This window comes from Psychrobacter sp. AOP5-GZ1-6, from assembly GCF_052376345.1.
Taxonomy (GTDB): Bacteria; Pseudomonadota; Gammaproteobacteria; order Pseudomonadales; family Moraxellaceae; genus Psychrobacter.
The window spans coordinates 1-21490 of record NZ_JBQSVP010000049.1; the positions used below are offsets into that span (position 1 = coordinate 1).

At 42.2% G+C, this 21490-nt stretch carries 19 protein-coding genes; 2 read left to right on the plus strand and 17 right to left on the minus strand.

What is annotated here, in order from left to right:
* Positions 1 to 98 precede the first annotated feature (98 nt).
* From ACT3RN_RS08210 to ACT3RN_RS08255, 10 genes are all read right to left on the minus strand, one after another.
* Positions 99 to 932, minus strand: coding sequence for a YHYH protein (locus ACT3RN_RS08210; protein WP_192519203.1), 834 nt, complete (start codon positions 930 to 932; stop codon positions 99 to 101).
* 65 nt (positions 933 to 997) lie between these two features.
* Entirely contained in the window at positions 998 to 1519 is a 522-nt protein-coding gene (locus ACT3RN_RS08215; RefSeq protein ID WP_192519202.1) for a hypothetical protein, read from the minus strand.
* Positions 1520 to 1991: 472 nt separating this feature from the next.
* On the minus strand, positions 1992 to 2417 hold the full coding sequence (locus tag ACT3RN_RS08220) for an acetyl-CoA carboxylase biotin carboxyl carrier protein (protein WP_192519201.1): 426 nt from the start codon (positions 2415 to 2417) through the stop codon (positions 1992 to 1994).
* A gap of 22 nt (positions 2418 to 2439) precedes the next feature.
* Entirely contained in the window at positions 2440 to 3627 is a 1188-nt protein-coding gene (locus ACT3RN_RS08225) for an NRAMP family divalent metal transporter (protein WP_192519200.1), read from the minus strand.
* A gap of 49 nt (positions 3628 to 3676) precedes the next feature.
* Positions 3677 to 4414 carry a 5-oxoprolinase subunit PxpA gene (pxpA, locus tag ACT3RN_RS08230; RefSeq protein ID WP_192519199.1) on the minus strand — a complete coding sequence of 246 codons (738 nt, stop codon included), beginning with the start codon at positions 4412 to 4414 and terminating at the stop codon, positions 3677 to 3679.
* Positions 4404 to 5327 carry a 5-oxoprolinase subunit C family protein gene (locus ACT3RN_RS08235; protein ID WP_192519198.1) on the minus strand — a complete coding sequence of 308 codons (924 nt, stop codon included), beginning with the start codon at positions 5325 to 5327 and terminating at the stop codon, positions 4404 to 4406. The genes pxpA and ACT3RN_RS08235 overlap by 11 nt, the downstream gene beginning before the upstream one ends.
* Positions 5328 to 5379: 52 nt before the next feature.
* Positions 5380 to 6033 carry a 5-oxoprolinase subunit PxpB gene (gene pxpB / locus ACT3RN_RS08240; RefSeq protein ID WP_442440096.1) on the minus strand — a complete coding sequence of 218 codons (654 nt, stop codon included), beginning with the start codon at positions 6031 to 6033 and terminating at the stop codon, positions 5380 to 5382.
* 81 nt (positions 6034 to 6114) lie between these two features.
* Entirely contained in the window at positions 6115 to 7461 is a 1347-nt protein-coding gene (gene accC, locus ACT3RN_RS08245) for an acetyl-CoA carboxylase biotin carboxylase subunit (RefSeq protein ID WP_192519196.1), read from the minus strand.
* Positions 7462 to 7542: 81 nt separating this feature from the next.
* Positions 7543 to 8067, minus strand: a complete 525-nt coding sequence (accB, locus tag ACT3RN_RS08250) for an acetyl-CoA carboxylase biotin carboxyl carrier protein (RefSeq protein WP_192519195.1) — start codon at positions 8065 to 8067, stop codon at positions 7543 to 7545.
* Positions 8068 to 8340: 273 nt separating this feature from the next.
* Positions 8341 to 9132, minus strand: a complete 792-nt coding sequence (locus tag ACT3RN_RS08255; protein WP_192519194.1) for a putative hydro-lyase — start codon at positions 9130 to 9132, stop codon at positions 8341 to 8343.
* A gap of 339 nt (positions 9133 to 9471) precedes the next feature.
* Between ACT3RN_RS08255 and ACT3RN_RS08260 the strand changes: the two genes are divergently transcribed.
* Complete coding sequence (locus tag ACT3RN_RS08260) at positions 9472 to 10488, plus strand: bile acid:sodium symporter family protein (RefSeq protein WP_192519193.1); 1017 nt, start codon at positions 9472 to 9474, stop codon at positions 10486 to 10488.
* Between the two features lie 165 nt (positions 10489 to 10653).
* Here the strand turns inward: ACT3RN_RS08260 and ACT3RN_RS08265 are convergent, their stop codons facing one another.
* Complete coding sequence (locus ACT3RN_RS08265) at positions 10654 to 10947, minus strand: LysE family transporter (protein WP_225739155.1); 294 nt, start codon at positions 10945 to 10947, stop codon at positions 10654 to 10656.
* Positions 10948 to 11310: 363 nt separating this feature from the next.
* Here ACT3RN_RS08265 and ppc point away from each other — a divergent pair, with 363 nt between their 5' ends.
* Positions 11311 to 14091: a phosphoenolpyruvate carboxylase gene (ppc, locus tag ACT3RN_RS08270; protein WP_192519192.1), complete on the plus strand. Its 2781-nt coding sequence runs from the start codon at positions 11311 to 11313 to the stop codon at positions 14089 to 14091.
* Between the two features lie 207 nt (positions 14092 to 14298).
* Here the strand turns inward: ppc and ACT3RN_RS08275 are convergent, their stop codons facing one another.
* The 6 genes from ACT3RN_RS08275 to ACT3RN_RS08300 all read right to left on the minus strand — a co-directional run.
* Positions 14299 to 15027, minus strand: coding sequence for a hypothetical protein (locus tag ACT3RN_RS08275; protein ID WP_192519191.1), 729 nt, complete (start codon positions 15025 to 15027; stop codon positions 14299 to 14301).
* A gap of 243 nt (positions 15028 to 15270) precedes the next feature.
* The gene (locus tag ACT3RN_RS08280) at positions 15271 to 16416 is read right to left on the minus strand and encodes a DUF6708 domain-containing protein (RefSeq protein WP_192519190.1); all 1146 of its coding nucleotides are present in this window, start codon (positions 16414 to 16416) and stop codon (positions 15271 to 15273) included.
* A gap of 204 nt (positions 16417 to 16620) precedes the next feature.
* Positions 16621 to 17775, minus strand: a complete 1155-nt coding sequence (locus ACT3RN_RS08285; protein WP_192519189.1) for a DUF6708 domain-containing protein — start codon at positions 17773 to 17775, stop codon at positions 16621 to 16623.
* A 109-nt stretch (positions 17776 to 17884) separates the two neighbouring features.
* Positions 17885 to 18946: a DUF6708 domain-containing protein gene (locus ACT3RN_RS08290; RefSeq protein ID WP_192519188.1), complete on the minus strand. Its 1062-nt coding sequence runs from the start codon at positions 18944 to 18946 to the stop codon at positions 17885 to 17887.
* Positions 18947 to 18975: 29 nt separating this feature from the next.
* Positions 18976 to 20160: a DUF6708 domain-containing protein gene (locus ACT3RN_RS08295; RefSeq protein WP_442440094.1), complete on the minus strand. Its 1185-nt coding sequence runs from the start codon at positions 20158 to 20160 to the stop codon at positions 18976 to 18978.
* 432 nt (positions 20161 to 20592) lie between these two features.
* A partial coding sequence (locus ACT3RN_RS08300; RefSeq protein ID WP_444518558.1) for a DUF6708 domain-containing protein occupies positions 20593 to 21490 on the minus strand: 898 nt, incomplete at its 5' end.

A 21490-nucleotide genomic window follows, 5' to 3' on the forward strand; every position in this document is an offset into this window, starting at 1 on the left:
ATCACTTTGTTTGAGTAGCTTATCTATGTTTGGCATGGTTCCTAAAAAGTTATGAGTGTCTTCTTATTTTAATTCCCTTTGCTACTTTTGCAAGAGGTCTATTCGTTGCCATCTGCATCAGTATTGGCATAGATAGCATAGCCATCCAGCGCATAACCAATCATTGGTGCATGACCATCGTCTTGAGTAATTTTGGTCGTCAAACCAGTAGCTGCATGATAATGATAACCTTCATGCGAGTTAATATGACCACCAGCATCGTCAAATGGTGCAAGCGTATAAGCCGCTAGGATATTGCTAACAGGTGCTGGGGCATCAAAACGCACGCCATTAAAGGCAATACCGCGTACTGACGGACCTCTAGACTGTGGGCCTGGACCACCAAACTTAGTGATACTGGCAGCAGCTTTTGGCGTCACCGGAATATAAAAAGTATCGGTCAAATCTTCTACATATTCTGGCAAGCACTCAACACAGTAATTACGGTATTCGTCACCTACTCTTGGATCAGCTGCGGCCACACAGTCTTCAAGTGTTGAGGTTTTTATAATCTCGCCAGTGGTCTTGTTGTACATATTCCAATTACTATCGCCATAAAACTCTGCTAAGTTTTTAACGAACTCACCATCGACATCATGGACCTCGCCATCTTCTAGCCAAATACCACCTTTTGAGGCATCATCGGCAATATTAGTCGGACACCATGGCCCCATACCGACATCGCTCGGCTTGTTTTCGGTAACGATTTTATAGCACTCACCTGTCGTGCCATCTGATAATGAACATGACACTTTACTGATAGGCTCAACCAAACCATCACTCAAAAAATGAGATGGCTGTACCGATACCTCACTACTACAAGCAAATAACCCGCTCGATATAAAAGCTAGGGCTAGGCAGTTTAAGCCAAATTTGGCAGTAGAAATCTGCATGAATGGTCTCCTATTTGTACAAAATTTTGATACAGATGATTTTATGATAAATATCGACGCACTTATTAAAACTTGCCCAATTCTAATACGGTTTCGGCAGTGACGGTGTTGCCTTCATATGTTTGAACCGTGACATAATATTCATGACCATTACCACCAGAGCAAGGTGGCATATAAGCCCCTTCCTTATCCCAACCTGCACCGCGATGTTCTGCAATCATCTCAAATCCTGTTGGTAGCTCGTAAGTGTGTCCAGAGACAGTCGGCAACTGGGCCGTCGTTGTACCTTTTACCAAGGTATAACTCATGATGCCATGACCACCATTATTCATCTTTTTTGAATCACGGTCGCTATAGACTAATACCACGCTGTCTGATCTTGCTGGGATATCAGACACAAGCAGCTTGGGCGTGCCTGGGTTGACGCCATCAAATTTTTGACACTGCTGCCCTTCAGGAACCGTCTCACCATCCCACTTACTATCCACAAAATTAACATCGAGCGCAAAGGCATAAGAAGAGGCGGTTAATAAGGTCAGTAAAGATAGGCGCTTAATAACAGTCAAAGATTGGGTATGAGCAAACATAGCAACTTTCCTTTTGATTGATTAGATCTGATTAATATATTGAACCATGGCTATAACCATGAACACTAGCGACTGTAGAACAGTTATAAATCAAGATGCTTCTAAATCTTCTGATATGACTGGCTGGCAAAATATAGCCGTTTTCAACCCATCTCGATAACGGTCGATTGAGCTGGGACACGCCTTAAACCATGAGCCATTATAATGACTTTTGCAATTTTGGAATTTAAAGAAAAGTAACGGTAGTGTCAGGCATAAGTAGCGTTAATCAAATAAAAGCCTACTGTAATATTAATGCGTACTGCAAATAATAAGCCCTGTAAATAGCAAGCCCTGCAAAATTTTTATCACCATTTTTGAAATGAAGACATGCCCTAAAAAAAGCCACTAGCGCGATGGTTAATAGCACTAGTGACTCTCTTTGTTTGTCCAGGATTTTTCTTGCTATAAGTAGCAGAGCCTTTATGGCAGGCTAAAACACAGTCTTTAGCTCGAAGATAGGCTGTCCGTATTCAACGTTTTGGCCACTTTCAACCAAAACTGCCGTGACAACACCTTCTTTATTACTAATCACTGGCTGCAAACGGGTCAACTCATCAATGAAGCAAATGGTTTGACCTTTTTGAATATGATCGCCTTCTTTGACCAAGTTGTCTGTTGCATCGTCTTCACTTAAGTAAACCTGCCCTACGTAAGTGGCACCTACTTGCAAGACGTCACTACCAGTCTGCTCGGTCTCATGAGTAGGCGTGGCCTCTATAGGACTAGCACTCACATTACTTTGCTCGCCTAAACTGTTAACCACCTTAATAGACTGCCCATTGTCTGCAATCGTGACTTCGTGCAGCTGACTGCTTTCAACCAGTTTGACCACACGTTCTACTTGCTTTATATCCATAATACATTCCTTATCTTAATTTTTAACTCATGCCCAGATATTTAGCAATGGTCATGACACTTAGGATACTCATCACGATGGCGATTAACCAACCAAATACCGCAATCCAAATCGGATGCTTATAGTTGCCAACGATATTTTTTCTGTAGGCGGCAATCAGAATGATGACCATAGCGATAGGCAATACCAAACCATTTAACGTACCGACCAATACCAATACTTGAGCGGGTTTACCGATAGTGGCAAACACCAACGTCGAGATAACGATGAAACCAATAATGAAGTAGCGTTTATAAGTTTCAATGAATGGATGAAAGTTGGTCATGAACGACACTGAGGTATAAGCAGCACCAATCACCGAAGTCACAGAAGCTGCCCAAATCACCATACCAAAAATAACTTTACCCACATTTCCTAGAATATATTGAAACGGCGACATGGCTGGGTTGGCAGGATCTAATGCAAAGCCTTGAGATACCACACCTAACACGGCAAGGAATAAAAATACGCGGATTACAGAAGCAATTAATATACCAGATACAGAACTTCTGGTTACGGAGCTCAAGTTCTCTTCTCCGCTGACACCGGCTTCTAATAGACGATGCGCGCCTGAGAAAGTAATGTAACCCCCAACTGTACCACCTACTAGCGTGACAATAGCAACAGCATCAATCTTATCTGGCATAATGGTCTTACTGGCGGCTTCTGCCAATGGTGGATCAGATTTAAACACCACATAAATAATCAACACAATCAGGATAAAGCCCATTAACTGAGCAAATTTATCCATCATAGGGCCTGTTTCGCGGCCCAAAAAGATAGCGACCGCAATCACACCACTGATTAGCGCACCCGTAATGGGTGATATATTGAACATGGACTGCATACCAAGTCCAGCACCGCCAATATTACCAATGTTGAAAGCAAGACCACCCGCAATGATCAAGAAAGCGAGCAAGTAACCGACACCAGGAAACACCAAATTGGCGATTTCTTGTGCACGTTTTTTAGAGACAGCAACGATGCGCCAAACGTTCAGCTGAACACCAATGTCCATGATAATAGATATTAAGATAACAAAACCGAAACTTGCCATGAGGCTTTCGGTGAATGTGGCAGTTTGGGTCAAAAACCCTGGTCCTACTGCTGATGTGGCCATCAGAAAAGCAGCGCCTAAAATGGCGGTATTGTGTTTTTTGAGAGTACTCATAAATATCCTTGCTCTGTATGGGATTGTTTAATTATTAGGGGGCGGATATTTATTTGGCAGAGATAGTGATGCCTTTGAGCTCTAACTGTTTCTTTATTTCTTGTGCAAATAAAATAGCATGCTCACCATCGCCATGTAGGCAGATGCTTTGCGCTTCTACTGGTACGGTCTGACCACAAACACTGGTGACTGTCCCTTCAGTGATCATCTGCAACACATGCTTAACCGCATCACCTGTATCGGTTATCAGGGCGTTGTCTTTAGTGCGGGAGACCAGCGAGCCGTCTTTTTCATAGTTTCTATCGGCAAACACTTCTGATATGGCTTCTAAACCATGCTTCTTAGCCGCTTTCACTAAATAACCACCAGACAAGCCCATGACTTTTAGGCTTGGATCAAATCGTTTGATTTCGCTCACTAGAATATCTGATAAACTTTCATCGATGGCGGCTTGGTTGTACAATGCTCCGTGCGGTTTTACGTAGTCTAATGACACACCAACCAAGTCACAGAGCGCTTTGGTTGCACCCAATTGATACACCAATAAAGCACGATAATCGGCTTCGCTTAACGGCTCATGAATACGGCCAAAGTTTTCTCTATCGTTTAGACCAGGATGTGCGCCTACGCTCACGTTGTTTGCTTTTGCCAATTGCAACGTGGCTAGCATCTCGCTATAAGAACCTGCGTGAAGACCGCAGCAGACATTCGCTGAGCTGACTATCGTTAGTAATTTATCGTCTTGCCCGCAGCCTTCAGCTACATCGGCATTTAAATCAATTTTCATTGGCATACTCCTTTATTTGATCGATATAGTGTTGTCTGTTTTGCTGTTCCTTTAACGCTTGCTCTAATGACACAACGACGAACTGACAGGTTTTGCCAAATCTAATTTGTGCCATCAGACCTATGTCAGCATTGATGACGGTTGCAATTTTAGGGTAGCCCCCCGTCGTTTGCCCATCTGCCATTAGTACAATCGGTTGGCCTTGTGGTGGTACCTGAATCATACCCATATCAACGCCATGTGAGCTCATTTCTACTGGCTGACTAAATTCAAGCGCTGTCGATCCCTCAAGGCGATAACCCATACGGTTACTACTGGTTTGTAGTTTCCATGGCTGGGTCTCAAACGCTTGTTTAGACGACTCAGTGAAGCAGTCATATTCACTGCTTTTTATCACTTGAATAACCTCGGTTGGGGCAAGACGGGCCACCCCAATCACAGGAAGACTGGATTCAGTCTTTACCGTTAAGCTGTCATCTGCTTTTAGGTATCTGCCTTCAAATCCGCCAAAGCCTGCTTTGAGATTGGTGCTAACCGACTGTAATACTGGCTCAATATCGAAGCCACCGTGCACACATAAATAGGTATACATACCTTGTAGCGGACGCAAAAGTTTGAGCGTCTGCCCAGCTGTCGCATTGATACGCCAATAGCAAGGAATACGCTTGTCGTCTAAATACGCCTCGTACAAAGCACCTGTTAAGCAAAAACTGACGTTTTCTTCAAACTCTATGGTTAGCTCACCGAGCGCTATTTCAATAGCAGGTTCGTTTGCCTCATTTTTCATCAAAGCATTGCCGGCTTGTAGCGCCCAGCTATCCATCACGCCATTTCTACCCACGCCCATGCTGCGGTAACCCAGTCGTCCCGAATCTTGAATACTGGCAAGGGCACTTGCGGTTAAAATTTTCATTGATACCACCTGTTTATTTGTCTATTTGATTCATGCATCTTTTATTTATCGCTTATTGATGAATATCAATCGCTTTAAATGTCAAAGTATCGCCTGCGTTAAGCAACGTCGGAGAGGTCTTGGTTAAATCAAATAAAGCAGTATCCGTCTGGCCTAGTAACTGCCAGCCGCCCGGAGACTCAAAAGGGTACACCCCTGTCTGCTCGCCGCCGATACCCACTGAGCCTGCGGGCACTTGGGTTCTAGGTACAGCATGCCTTGGGAAGTATAAGGACTCAGACAAACCGCCAAGATAAGGAAATCCTGGCTGAAAACCGATAAAGTAAACGGTATAAGTGGCTTTAGTATGTAGATCGACGACGGCTTCAACTGAGAGGTTTAAGTCATTCGCCATGGCCGCTAGATCGGGGCCATATTTTCCACCGTAATGCACTGGTATCTCGACGTGCTTACCTTGGATGGTTTTTGAAGGGATGTCATTGAGCAGTTCTGTCAGCTTATCTCTAAAAGCAGTCAGCTCAGCCCAAGTTAATGGCACGGTGAATACACTGAGCGTATTCATGCCAATCACCACTTCGATGACTTCTGGCATTTTCTGGATGCTGTCTGCTAAAGCCCAGCATTTTTGTTGTTTTTCTAAGGTGGTTGGTTTAGGAAAAAACAACGCTAGATTGGTTTCACTGCATATGTGCCATTGTAGTTCCATCAGTATGGGCTCCATTATCTGTTATCTTTATTCTGACGCTAATGTCAGATTAGTTTTTCATTTTTGCGGGCAAGACTGGATTTATATATTGTCTTGTATCCACTCTTCTAGATAATGAATGCTCATTTGACCCTGACAAAACACCTCATCTTCAAACAAACGTTGATGCAGACCAATATTGGTATCAATACCCGTGATTTGCGCTTCTGATAAGGCCGCACGCATTTTTTCTATCGCTTTTTCTCTTGAACGATCTTGTACACATATCTTGGCAATCAAGCTGTCATAAGATGGCGGTACGGTGTAGTTCGATTCAGCATGACTGTCTACTCTGATACCAAACCCTGCTGGCATGTGGCAGTAGTCTATGCGCCCAGCATTTGGCAAAAATGTCTGCGCGTTTTCAGCATTGATACGACACTCAAAAGCGTGTCCGGTAATGGCGATGTCATTTTGTTTGTATGCCAACGCGAGTCCTGCCGCCACTCTAATTTGTTCTTGCACAATATCGACACCCGTCACCATCTCAGTAATGGTGTGCTCAACCTGAACACGAGTATTCATTTCGATAAAGAAGAACTCGCCATTTTCGTATAAAAACTCAAACGTACCTGCGCCTCTATACTGCATTTGCTCGCAAGCGGTGACACAGGCTTGACCAATTGTGCAGCGCTGTTCTTCGGTAATACCGGGTGCTGGGGCTTCTTCAATAACTTTTTGATGACGACGCTGCATCGAGCAATCACGCTCACCTAAATAAATCGCATTACCGTGGGTATCAGACATGACTTGTACCTCGACATGGCGAGGTGCTTGTAAGTATTTTTCAAGATACACGATATCGCTACCAAAATTGGCTTTGGCCTCTGTTTGCGTCATAGAGATAGCAGAGAGTAAATCGGCTTCTTTTTCGACCACGCGCATACCACGCCCGCCGCCGCCACTTGCGGCCTTAATAATGACTGGATAACCAACGTCACTGGCCATTTTGATAACTTGTTCTGAATCAGTAGGCAAGGCGCCATCAGAACCCGGTACACAGGGCACGCCAGCCATGGTCATTTGTTTTTTGGCTTCAACCTTGTCGCCCATGTTTCTGATATTGTCAGCCGTTGGACCAATAAACACGAGACCTGAGTCTTCAACCAAAGCGGCAAAGTCTGCGTTTTCTGACAAAAAACCATAGCCTGGGTGGATGGCCTGCGCATTGGTGATTTTTGCCGCAGAAACCAGCGCTCTTTGATTCAGATAGCTGTGGGTAGCATTGGCAGGTCCGATGCATACTGCTTCATCAGCTAGGCGTACGGGTAACGAGTCTTTATCAGACTCAGAGTGAGCAATGACAGATTGGATACCTAGCTGCTTACAAGCTCGGATAATACGTAGTGCAATCTCGCCACGATTGGCAATTAAGATTTTTGTGAACATGTTTATTCCCTTAAAAATATAGTGTCAAATACAGTGTTGGTGCAGCGTCTATACCATATCGATTGGCTTTATTGAGCAGCTTTAGCTGCCTGACGCTATAATAAATAAGGGCTGTGCATATTCTACGACATCACCTTCATCGATCAGAATCTCTTGAACCGTACCATCAGCTTCTGCCTTTACCTCATGCATCATCTTCATGGCCTCAATGATGCATAGGGTCTGCCCTGCTGCTACCTGATCACCTACCTTAAAGAATGCCTCAGCTGACGGCTCAGGGCGAAGATAAAAAGTACCGAGCATAGGCGCCAACACTTGGCATGAAGCGCTAGAAGAATTGGCGACCTCTGTGGTCACCGTTTCATCAATAGATTGATTGTCTGCACTGCTATTATTAGCAATGTTATTATAGGATGGTGCTGTTTGTGGGTCTGAGTGAGCAGTTTTCGAGTGGGCAGTATTGCCAATAGGATTACTGTTTTCATTACTATTGACCTGACAAACGATAGAGATACGCGCATCACCATCAATCACTTCTAGCGAATGTATATCAGAGCATTCGGCGATTTTGATCAGCTTTTCTAGATCCATAAAATTTATATTCATATTACTGGTATTCCATTAGAGTAAAAGTTAACAGTGATGTTAAAAGACTGCTGATGTTCAACTGATGTTCAAAAGCTGCTAGCGGACTTTGACATGCCCTAAAAATCGCTACGCCACTAACCTCGCTCACCATATAGTTGTATGGCTTGCACACCACTACCTTGTGCCTATATTGCTATGGCTTGGTTATATGGTTGATTTGACATAATTTCGATATGTTGGTTGTTATCTGTACATGCTTCGGCTACAAATGCCTAGCTGCGATTGGTAAATCTATAAGACAGCTAGGTCTTCATCTTTTGGGTCGCAGATAAACATATGCCCTGGAGCATGCGTGATCATCAGTTCTGGCTTACTGGTCATTGCAATGCTTTGAGGCGTGACACCGCAGGCCCAAAATACAGGTACCTCCCCTTCTTTTATGAGGGAGGCATCACCAAAGTCAGGAGCGTTAATGTCTGTGATACCGATGACACTAGGGTCTCCAATATGGATAGGCGCTCCGTGTACTTGAGGGAATCGAGAAGTGGCTTGTACTGCTCGTGTGATTAATGAATAAGGTATCGGCCGCATGCTGACTACCATCTTTCCATAAAACTGTCCTGCAGGTTCAGTTTCTATGTCGGTAATATACATGGGCACATTATGATTGTCTTCGATGTGCCTGATAGGAATCGAGGCATTGAGCATGGCAGACTCAAAGGAAAAGCTACATCCTAACAAAAAGCAGACCAAATCGTCTCTCCAATAGTCTGTTAGGTCTGAGACCTCAGCTACTAGTTCGCCAAACTCATATATTCGATACTTTGGGACATCAGTCTTCAAATCTGCGCCCTTCGCCATTAAACGTGGTTCCGAACTGCCAATATCTGTCACATCTAAAATAGGACAAGATTTTGGGTTTCTTTGTGCAAACAATAAAAAATCATAGGCCAATTTCTTGGGTACTATGACTAGATTTGCTTGTATGTGACCTTTGCACATGCCAGAAGTCGGCTTGTTGATTTCGTTCTGACCGATTAGTGCTCTGACCTCTTTCGGTGTCATATCTGCTAAATCCAGCATTGTTTCAGCCTCTTACGTTTTATTACTTTTGGCAGATAAAAATTTATGATCCATACGTTGTAACCATGAAATCCTTATTTAACTTAACAGAAGATTTTTATAATAACAAGACAGATTTTTCTCGATATAGCGTGTGATGGCAAGCTATTCTTTTCACATCAATAATATGTATTTATATGAATATAATAATACGGCCATAACGTGAATCCAAACTCAAAACCGCATTTAAAGTTGCCATAAAGGCAACTTATTGTTCGCTAAAAAATGGCCAAACCTGTTGGAAATACAGTGGTTTTAAACTTATAATTGATTATTTTTTCGGCCTAGAAGGATTTATAAATGCAATTTTTAGGGAAGATTAGCCAACAGTTAAGTCGGTTTACTGCATTGGTCATTGTGTTGGCAGCAGCAGTGACATTTATAGAACCCGCGACTTTTTCTTGGGTAACAGGTGATACCCAAGTTATTGTACTAGGCGTTATCATGCTTGCGATGGGCATGACGCTTGGCAAAGAAGATTACAAAATATTGGCCAAACGCCCATTAGATATCTTTATTGGTTCTATCATCCAATATACCATTATGCCGATATTGGCAATTGGCGTGGCTCGTCTATTTGACCTCTCACCTGGCTTAACATTAGGACTGGTATTGGTCGGCACTTGTCCAGGCGGTGTCTCTTCAAATATCATGAGCTACCTGGCTAAAGGCGATGTGGCTTTTTCAGTGGGTATGACCACTGTATCAACCATCATTGCACCTTTAGTGACGCCCCTTTGGTTAAATTATTTAGTGGGTCAATCAGTCGAAATGGATGGTTGGGGCATGTTCCGCTTCATGCTACTGGTAACCCTACTACCTGTTGCTATCGGCTCCATACTAAATATTTTATTTCACAACAAGCATTGGTTTAAAGATGTGCGTGCCGTTATGCCAGGCGTTGCTGTATTGGCTTTTGCCGCGATCGTTGGTGGCGTTGCAGCTGTATTTGGCAGTCAGTTTTTACAATCAGGACTGGTCGTCATTTTGGCCATTGCAGTACACAATGCCGTCGGTTACGTATTGGGCTACTACTCAGGTGCATTATTCGGTATGAATAAGCCCAAAAAACGCACCATATCTATTGAGGTCGGTGTACAAAATGCAGGGCTGGCAACTGGCTTGAGTACCAAGTTTTTCCCAGGTAATGCCGAATCTGCCATCGCGGCAGCCGTCGCTTGTATCTGGCATTCTGTCTCTGGCTCTGTATTGGCAAACCTCTTTGCTTGGTGGGATAAGCGCAAACAAGCAAAATCATCTGCTGTTATTGATAATGATGAAACAGTCGCACTGATTAAAACTGGTGAAAAGGGTTGATACTGAGACTGATGCTTGTTAAATAGCAGTCAAAGAATGATGTTAGATTATGTTGATAACCTAACATCATTAATCCAAACATTTTATAAGTAGGGCTTCTAAAGTAGTGCCTCTAAAAAGAGTAACGCTGTAGCGGTTTAGTTATTCACTGAATGTATCAACTTATTAATACACACACTCCTGCACGACAGCAAGCCACAGATTGCTTGCAAAACCAATAAACAAACAGCCTACTAGTGTCGTACTCACAACGATACCCATTGGGTATCTTTTAAATTTACTGGACAGTCTTTGGCCTGCCAACACCATCACATTCTCGTAGCTCAAGCTGATCATTTGTAAAATGATAGCCAGTATCAAAAATGACATTAAAGGATACGCATAGCTTGGCTCTACGAGATGTACAAAGAACGATAGAAAAAATGAAATGCCTTTTGGACTGGTCAGACTCAATATCAATTTTGGGTAAAAAACACTATGTCGTATTCCAAATAGATGTCAATAGGATATTTAATTGTTACGGTTTGATAGGTTTGCGGAGGTTCATTATTGTGTTAAGTTATTTAAGCGCTCAGTATCACAGTCAACGGCGACCATAATCAAAGCCCCCTAAAACGCATACAAGGCAGCCGAGTGTAGATAGATGTGATACTTCAAGTGAGGATAACACCGTGGTGAATTGAAAGTGACTTCACAGTGATTTAACAGCAACTTAGCAATAACTGAGGAGCTCACTGGCTATATCATTAAGATCAACAACCAGTAGCACCAATGACAATGGATTTATAAAGCACACTTACCAACTTAAGGAAAAGGTCAATTATGACGCTAGATAACAATGTATTACGTGAACGTATTAGCTTGTTGGGCTCATTTTTAGGTGACGCCATTTCGCGCGAATCAGGCGAGCAAACCGTGCAAACTATCGAAACACTGCGTAAAGGCTTTATTAGACAACGCCGTGAGCCTAATGAAGCAAACAAACAACAGCTCATCGACTTTATTGCTTCTTTGGACAATCAAGCCTTAAAGAACGTCATACGTGGCTTTTCTATCTATTTTTTCCTTGCTAATCTAAGCGAAGAGAACTATTTACGTGAACAACGCCAAGCCCAACGTCTCCAATCAGAGCACAGCTGGGAAGGCTCGTTTCGCCGTACGCTACTTGAGTGTCGTGAGCGCAATATTGAACCTGCGCAAATGCAAGAGCTGATTGATCAGTTAAAATTCATGCCTGTGTTTACCGCGCATCCTACCGAAGCGCGTCGCCGTACGACGATGAACATACTACAAAGCCTTTTTACTCATAGTGATGCACTAAACAATCTAGACAAAAACAGCTTTGCCTATGAGCAAGCAAAAGAGCAAACCGCTCAAACCATTGATTTGCTGTGGTCATCTGATGAAGTACGTACCCGCAAACCTCTGGTCTATGATGAAATCAATAACGGACTGCATTATTTTAATGCCAGTTTATTTAGTGCCATTCCTAAGGTTTATCGTAATATTAAAAAAGCCATTACCGATATCTATCCAGAACTGACCGACTATCCGTTGCCAGCATTCATCAGCTTCGGCTCTTGGATCGGTGGTGATAGAGATGGCAACCCATTTGTGACTTTTGAAACCACAGAACGTGCCGTATTGATGCATGCTGATACCGTACTGCGTCACTATCAAGTATTGATCAAAAAGCTGCGTCGCCAGCTGATCCACAGTGATACGATTGTGACCATCCAACCTGAGGTCTATGCCAAAATTGAGAGCTATGGCGAACTCGATAAGCGAGTCTTTGATTACAATCCCGACGATTACAGTAATGAGCCTTATCGTCGATTGCTCTCTATCATTCTGACTAAAGTCAAAGCCACTCATCGCCGCATCCAAAGCCAAGGCACAGATATCGAGGCCGAAAAAGACGCGTACCGCAATCCACAAGAATTACTAGAAGACCTGCGCATTATTCGTCAAAGCGCAAACACGCACGATACCGCGCATGCAGAAGGCTTATTGCTTGATGTGATTCGTTTGGTCAAAACTTGCGGCTTTCATTTGGCGGCACTCGATATCCGTCAAGAGTCGTTTTACCATAGCGAAGTGATTGCCGATATCTTTGCCAGTGCTTCTAACCTGCCTGATTATCAAACGCTCAATGAGCTAGAACGCCAAGAGTGGCTCACACGCTTGCTCGAAAAGCCCGGCACACCGCTTATCTATACCGACAATCTGGGTGACAAAACACGCGAACAGTTAGCGCTGATGAACTCTGTGGCGACATTACGTAAATTGGTCGGACCAGACACCTTTGGTAGTTATGTCATCTCAATGACCAATAATGCCAGTCAACTGCTAGAAGTCTTGCTATTAATGCGCTTTGCAGGCTTGTGTACCGTTGACGCTGATGGTCAACTGTCTGCTGACCTACCCGTCGCACCCTTGTTTGAAACCATCGAAGATCTTAAAAACATCGACCAAATACTACCTGCCGTGTTAGACAATCCACTGTACCGTGGACTGCTACAGAACACCGATAACACGCAAGAGATCATGCTAGGTTACTCAGACTCATCGAAAGATGGCGGCATCATCACCTCGGCATGGCAGCTTTATAGCGCACAGCAAACTATTAACGATATTGCCGAAAAATATGGCATCAAAACACGACTGTTCCATGGTCGCGGTGGTTCTGTGAGCCGTGGTGGCGGATCAACACACAAAGCAATTGCTGCCCAACCTGCGGGCACCCTGCACGGTCAAGTTAAAGTGACCGAACAAGGTGAAGTGTTATATGCCAAGTACGCCAATACCGACACCGCTGTGTTCGAGCTCACCATGGGTATCACAGGTACACTCAAAGCCTGCTCGTCAAGGTTTGTGGTGCAGCCTACTGAGTTACCAGATTATGAGGCACTGTTTGCACGCTTAGCAGATGCGGGTGAGCAACGTTATCGTGAGCTGACTGACCATACCGAAGGGTTTTATAAATTCTATTCCGAGGTCACGCCAGTACAAGAAATCTCTTTATTGAATATTGGCTCACGTCCTGCCCATCGCAAAAAAGGCCTACCAAGTAAGACCACGTTGCGAGCGATTCCTTGGGTGTTTGGTTGGTCATTAGCACGCTTTACCCTACCTGCTTGGTATGGTGTCGGTAGTGCGCTAGATAGCGTCAAAAAAGACGAAGCGTTGATGAAAGAAATGAGTACTAAATGGCCGTTCTTTAGTGTGTTTATGAGTAATATTGAGATGGCCTTTACCAAAGCCAATATGAATATTGCCGAGGCCTACAGCCAGTTGTGTGATGATGAGCCGCTGCGCAAACAGATTATGACAGCGGTCACGGACGAATACGCACTGACCAACTCAGGTCTAAACTCGCTGCTTGAGCAAGACTCTTTATTGTCTAGCCAAGAAAACTTAGCGGCATCCCTTCAGTGGCGAGATGCTTATCTAGACCCGATTAACTATATACAGATTGAGCTGTTAAAACGTGCCAGACAACAGGGCACCCCTAACCATACGGAACATGGCGACCTTAATGTAGAAGATCCATTGATCCGTAGTATCAATGCGCTGGCAGCGGGCTTACGCAATACAGGTTAAGAGCATCTGTAGGACAAATAAAACATTTATACCAATTGAGGTTCCGTGAGCGGAGCCTCATTTTTTTCACCAGATTTTAATAAACGTCAAAATAAATAGCCCATTCGAGTGAATTGAAGACACGCGCCAGTAATACTAGGAATAAGCATATCAACCAAGATATTCGATATCGTACTGACACTAAACGGAATTATCGAGCCATCTTATTTAAACCAACTGACAAGACACCATATTCCATTGGCCGTCCATATTCGCTTGTACCAAGGCATCATGTAGTGCATCGGACACAAATACATAACTCATCAACAAGGGGTCGTGCCATAGATCTAGCTCGCAGTTTAGTGCTGACTTACTAACTAATAGTTGTTTGTCTTTGATAGGTATACTGGTTGCGTATCTTTGCTTACCATCAAAGCTAGAACTAGCATAAGAGGAAAATGACTCGTTCACCTGAGGGTGCGGGTATTGAATATATTCTCGTCTTTCACATAGATTAAGAAAATAAAAGGTTTCCTCACTACACAGCTGCTGGGTTTCAAGGTCGTAGATTTGTACTGGCGTGAGCGTACTCTCCCCTAAGCGAAACTGCTGTAGCAGCTCGGCACAGGCTTGGGTAAGCACAACGCCACTACTTCTTACCTTGAAAATATATTCAGACGATGGCGGTAGCTTAGTGTCACTACTCTCTACCCACAAGCTGTCTGGTAAGTGATTGGTCTTAGAAAAACCACTGCTAGCGTTAGACAGCTCCAACATTTCTTCTTTAAACACCTTTTTTATTTCTAATAACTTAGGGTCAGCTGTTTTTTCTATACGTTGAAGTACTTTCCAATGCTTAGGAAAGTCATATTTTTTACTATTAGCAGGATAGATATCGTAAAAATTGACAGACGTTAGCTTAAAGCCTGCCAGCCAGACGTTGTTTGTATTGCTCATTTATTCTTCCTTAGTTAGGGCGTGTCCTCAATCTGAACAGTAAACGGTAAATGGACTAAAACCTCTCAAGTTAATATCTATAGATGTGACAGAAAAATGGTGGTTTCTTGGTCAGTCGAAACCGCCCTTCCATGTCTACAACATATCCACTCATTATTCATTGTCCTAAATTTTACGGCTTTACCATTGGCGCTTCTTCAACGCACTACTTAATTATTTAAGCTAAAGGCTGTCTTCAAATATTTAAATCCACCGAAACAACAGCCAATCCCACAGGATTTTAAAGAAGCTTGGATAATCACTATGCGGTAAAACTTCAATAATGATATCAATCATAATGGCTAGAATTGATAAGGAGGCCAGCATTGCGACTACTATCATCGCAAAATAGAGTGCTCTTTCTAATAAGGTAGCAGGCTTCATGAGTTCTGGTATCGGCGGGTTTTTATTTAAGTCAAATTTATCGTTGAGACCTACCTCACACTCGTTCTCTATCTCAGCGGAGAAATGCGGGGTGGTTGAGGTGAATATAGAAAGGCGACGTCCCCATAGCTTTAAAAACCAAAAAGGTATATTTACGACAAATAACGAAACAAACCTTACGGATGTCTTTGGGTACTCAACATTCATAAATCGATAATAATAATCAAATAAGGAACGCTGCATGCTTTCTTTAAAGGTCTCTTTACGCTGATGGATAGGAAGTATGTGATCAATGCTACTGGCTACTTCAGCGAGCTCGCTATCATTTGTAGCAGACATATAACGATTAACAAACTCAAAATGACCGTATAAGGCCTCATCTACATCAAGATAATGAATCGGTAAACTAAAAATCTGCTGAATAATACCTTTATCGTCTCCGTCGCAGTGGCGGATATCTCTCGGTGTGTTGGTGGAGATCTGCATTTGTACTTTTAGACTCGCCCAGTCATAGGCCTCTACCTTTTTATTGGTACCCATGACATAGACTTTGCCCTCTTTACGATTAAAGCGAACGGGAAAGTAAGTGTAAGAAAACAGCTCTCGGCTAAGGCGTCTTATCAATGCATAAATAAGCCCAAACAATGCAATATTTGCCACGATATAAAACAGGAAATCGATGCTAAGCCCATTTTTATTAAACTCAAAGAGCATACTATAGCCCACAACACCTATACCAAAAATCGCTACTAAAGAAATGATTAAGTGGCTCCAAACCACATCGCCACGGATAAAGTCCCACATATCTACCAGCTCCATGTAGGTGCTATTAAACTGTACGATAGGACGTTCGGGGCGTGGCGGATAGTCAGGTCTCTGGTATGGATTTCGCTCATGTTTTGAGTTACCTGTCTTACCTGCTTTGCCTAAAGTGTCATCGGATGTTCTTTTTTTTCTGCGTTTCATTAAATCAATTACCTTTTATTCCGCCACCTTTTTAAAGTATTTTCATACTCGTTGATGTCTTGTTTATTATTGTTTTTATTGATGGCACCATTGGCTGCTTTGTCTATGGCATTTCCGAAATTCAAGCGATAGTCATTATAAATATATATTTTTGCCTACATCATCAGAAGTTTATACTTTAGACATTGCAACTAAAAATCCAGTCTAAATCCACCGAAACAACAGCCAATCCCACAGTATTTTAAAGAAACTTGGGTAATCTCCATGTGGTCGCGCGGCACCGATGATATCAATAATAATGGCGAGTATCGATAAGGAGGCTAGCGTTGCAACTACCATCATAACGACATAAAACACTTTTTCTAACAAGGTAGCAGGCTCCATGAGCGCTGGTATCGGCGGGTTTTTATTTAAGTCAAATTTATCGTTGGGATCTACATCACATTGGGCTTCTATCTCAAAAGGAAAATGCGGCGTGCTAGACGTTAATACCGCTAAACGACGTCCCAATAGCTTTAAAAACCAAAAAGGAATATTTATAGCAAATAACCAATCCAGTCTTATGGACTTCTCTGGGTACTCTATATCCATAAACCGATAGTGATAATCAAATAAAGTACGCTGTACACTTTCCTTAAAGGTTTCTTTACGCTGATGGACGGGGAAAATATGACGGATACTACTGGCTACCTCAGCGAGTTCGCTATCATCTTTGGCAGACATATAGCGATTAACAAACTCAAAATGACCGTATAGTGCCTCATCTATATCAAGATAACGAAAAGGCAGACTAAAAGTGCGTTGGATAATGCCCTTGTCATCCACATCGCAGCAGCGGATATCCCAAGGTGCATTGGCATCGGTCTGTATTTGTATCTTTAGACTACCCCAGTCATAGGTTTCTACTTCTTTATTGGCACCAATGACATAGACTTTGCCCTCTTTACGATTAAAACGAATGGGGAAATAGGTGTAGGTAAACAGTTCTCGGCTAAGACGTCTTAATAGTCCATAAATAAATCCAAATAAGATAGCAACCATCAAGCATAAAAATAAAATAAAAAAAGTAAACCCATTTTTGTTTATTTCTAAATAAAATATGTAGCTAGAAGTCCCCAGTATAAAAATTGCTACTAAAGAAAGAAATAATTGACTCCAGACAATCTCGCCACGGATAAAGTCCCACATGTCTACCAGCTCCATATAGGTGCTATTAAACTGTACGACAGTACGCTGCGGACGTAGCGGATAGTCAAGCTTCTGATATGGGCGCAGCTCATGTTGTACATTATCTACTTTATAGGCTTTACCTAAGGTGTCGTAGGTTCCGTTTTTTCCGCGTCCTATCATGTCGATCATCGTTTTACTCCGCCGTCTTTATTAAAGCATCGCCATGCGTCTAGATGGCTTGTTTATTATTATTATTTTTATTGATAGCACCATTGTCTAAACACCTCTATTGTCAAACTCAACTATTATAAGCCACTACCGCCCAAGCAAATAGACTAGCATTAATCAGTATGATACATACCCATCTGACATTAACTTCCCAATTGCTGCCTTCAAAGGCTAATTTGGCTTCATCAGTTATAGGTTGTATCGGATAGGGATTGTCTTGTCCATCCCAAGTGAGCAGCTTACTGACTTCAGGATGTAATATAGCTCGCTTGGTACATTGATAATGATTGGCCTGAAATAAATTACCCAAAGCGATTATTGAGCCTATTATAAATACCATGATCTGGTCACCACCAGAATGATTGCTAGGTAGTATGCCGTTTTTGCGATAGATAATATCAGCACAGGCAAATAGCGATTTGCTTGTGTCAGCTGGATAAGCCTCACAGAACTGAGCGTCTACTGGCAACTCATCTGCAGTGCTTTCCATATAAGTGCGGATAAATGCCCATTGTACGCGTGGGTTGACTCTATAATCTTCTAGCTTGAGATGATGGGTGATGTCACCTGTATTAGGATCTGCAACATATAGATTAAGCGGTGTGTAGGCTCGATTGTACGGATCTTGATGAAGGTCTGGATGGACGTCTTTGTAGTCTACTATTTTCAGCTCATAGGGCTGCCTAAACTTCATGAGTGGACGGTAGTAATAAGCTATTTTCTGTTCTTTTTTTAAAAAGTAGTATTGGGTGCGAATGAAGTACTTTCTGATGAATTGATAGAGAAGTAGAATTAAAGGTGTACATGCTGGTATAAACATGAAAACCCCAACTATTAAAAACCAAACCATAAAATCGGAATTCAATAAATCTTTATCTCCTACTACTATCAGACTCATAACACAAAACATAAAAACAGAAAAATAAACCCAGCCAATCGCAAAATAAAATACCCAAAAGTACGCTGGTAGGAATGTTAAGTAATCAGGATTAACATCATGAATTTCTTGATTAAGATGTTCAACGTCTTCTACTTCCTCAAACAACTTCTGATCGATCTCTTTGCTATAAGGACGGTCAATAGGATTATGAAGCTCGCTAATATGAGTAGCAAAGTCGTCGCGTAGTTGCATTCACAGCCTTCTTGTTTTTATTTAAGCGATCACACTAAATGAAACAAATACAGTAGTTTATAGGCCAACCCTGTGTCATACCCCTTGATCGCCCCTATCATGTCAACAAAAAATGCAAAAACGAACAACATGATGATACCGAATAAAATAAGCGCGAAACTAAATACTAGCTTTTTCCAAACTGGCTGATTGGCAGCTTCAATATTGCCTTCGGGTAAGTTTTTGTTTAAGTCATACGGATCGTTAGGATCTATCTGACATTCAGCTTCAATCTCAGGGCTAAACTTAGGGGTGATGCTAGTGTTGATAGATAGTAAGCGTCCCAGGTAACGTAGCCATGTAGGAATTAAAATAGCTGCTGTACCGATATCTGGCTCAAAAGCTTGTTTTGAATACTCAAGATTATCATATGGATTCAATAAATCGATAAAAGTTCTCTGAAAAGATTCTAACGGATTTTCACGATTTTTGTGTACAGGATGAATATAGCGTATAGCATTTTTGACCTCTTCAATTTGCTTATCATTACCTTCCATATATCGACGAACAAACTCGAAATGGTAAACCAAATAGTCGCTGGCACTCAAATAAACAAACGGCAAGCTAAACATCCCCGTAATAGTAACACCATCATCGGCTAAAGTAATACCACGTACATCACCACCGTCTTTGTAGGTAGTGGCCATATAGAATTTTAGGTCATCCCAATCAAAAACTTGTACTTGGCGATTGGCTTGGCGAACATAAACCTTTCGTGTTTTTCGATTAAAACGAATGGGAAGGTAGGTATAGCTGAATAGCTCCGTTGAGAGTAAAGCCAATAAATAAATAAAAGCAACTATAAAGGCTAACGTTATGGTACTTGCTAATATCCCTAATAGAAAAGAGCCTGTTAGGAACTCGTCATACAGTATGACAAAACCTAAGTAAATGACACCTGATATTAGTCCTAAAAAAAACAAACTGCCAAACGTGACGTCACCTCGTATTCTATCCTGACGGCCTGTTAGCTCCATATAAGTTGAATTAAACTGTACGACGGTACGCTGAGGATAAAGTGGTACGTTATAATTGTGTGTTTTATCTAGCCATTTAAAGTCCTGAATCTCTTGAACTCGTCCGCCTAGACCTACACCAAAATCACCACCGAATTTTTGATTTATTTCTTTATAACTAAGTTTTGCAAAGGGGTTTCTACCATTAATATCTATCATTTAATTATCCTGTAGGTCAATATCGTCACCCACCACAGCACGATCAAACTGCTCTAATGTATGCTCAAGTGACCAAGCTTGAGAGCACGTTTCAGGCATTGAATATTTTCTATATGGTCATCGCCTGCTATTTCTATAACCTTACAGTCCTGATGTGAATCCTGAGCGAGGATAAAAAAGCAAAGCACTGGTTAGACCGAGCGTAAGGTGAAAGCTATGATCGAGTAGGAAAAGAAATGAGCGCAGGTGAAGTTTCTACATCAAGGATGGATCCATAGCAACCTGAAGAAACTATTCCGTGATACCGGCTGTATCGGTTTTACATTCAAATAGCGATATTAAATAACGGTCCCTCATTTATTCTGTCGCATCTACTTCAATGCCTTTCAAGCCACTGTCTAACTGTTTAAGCTAAGAGCTATCTTCAGATATTTAGATCCACCGAAATAACAGCCAATCCCACAGTATCTTGAAGAAGCTTGGGTAATCTCCATGTGGTCGCGCAGCACCGATGATATCAATAATAATGGCGAGTATCGATAAGGAGGCCAGCGTTGCAACTACCATCATCACGACATAAAACACTTTTTCTAACAAGGTAGCAGGCTCCATGAGCGCTGGTATCGGCGGGTTTTTATTTAAGTCAAATTTATCGTTAGGATCTACATCACATTGGGCTTCTATCTCAAAAGGAAAATGCGGCGTGCTAGACGTCAATACGGCTAAACGACGGCCCAACAGCTTTAAAAACCAAAAAGGGATATCAATCATAAACGTCCAGTCTAACTTTAGAGTGTCTTCTGGATATTCCATATCATTGAAATCGTGATGATACGCAAATAAAGAACGCTGTACACTTTCCTTAAAGGTTTCTTTACGCTGATGGACGGGGAAAATATGACGGATACTACTGGCTACCTCAGCGAGTTCGCTATCATCTTTGGCAGACATATAGCGATTAACAAACTCAAAATGACCGTATAGTGCCTCATCTATATCAAGATAACGAAAAGGCAGACTAAAAGTGCGTTGGATAATGCCCTTGTCATCCACATCGCAGCAGCGGATATCCCAAGGTGCATTGGCATCGGTCTGCATTTGTATCTTTAGACTACCCCAGTCATAGGTTTCTACTTTTTTATTGGCACCGATGACGTAGACTTTGCCGTCTTTACGATTAAAACGAACGGGGAAATAGGTGTAGGTAAACAGTTCTCGGCTAAGACGTCTTAATACAACATAGAAAAGAGCAAAAAGCGTTGAGGTGAGAAGGATAAATACAACAAAGTATAGACTTATACCATCCTTATCAAAAATCATACCTAATACT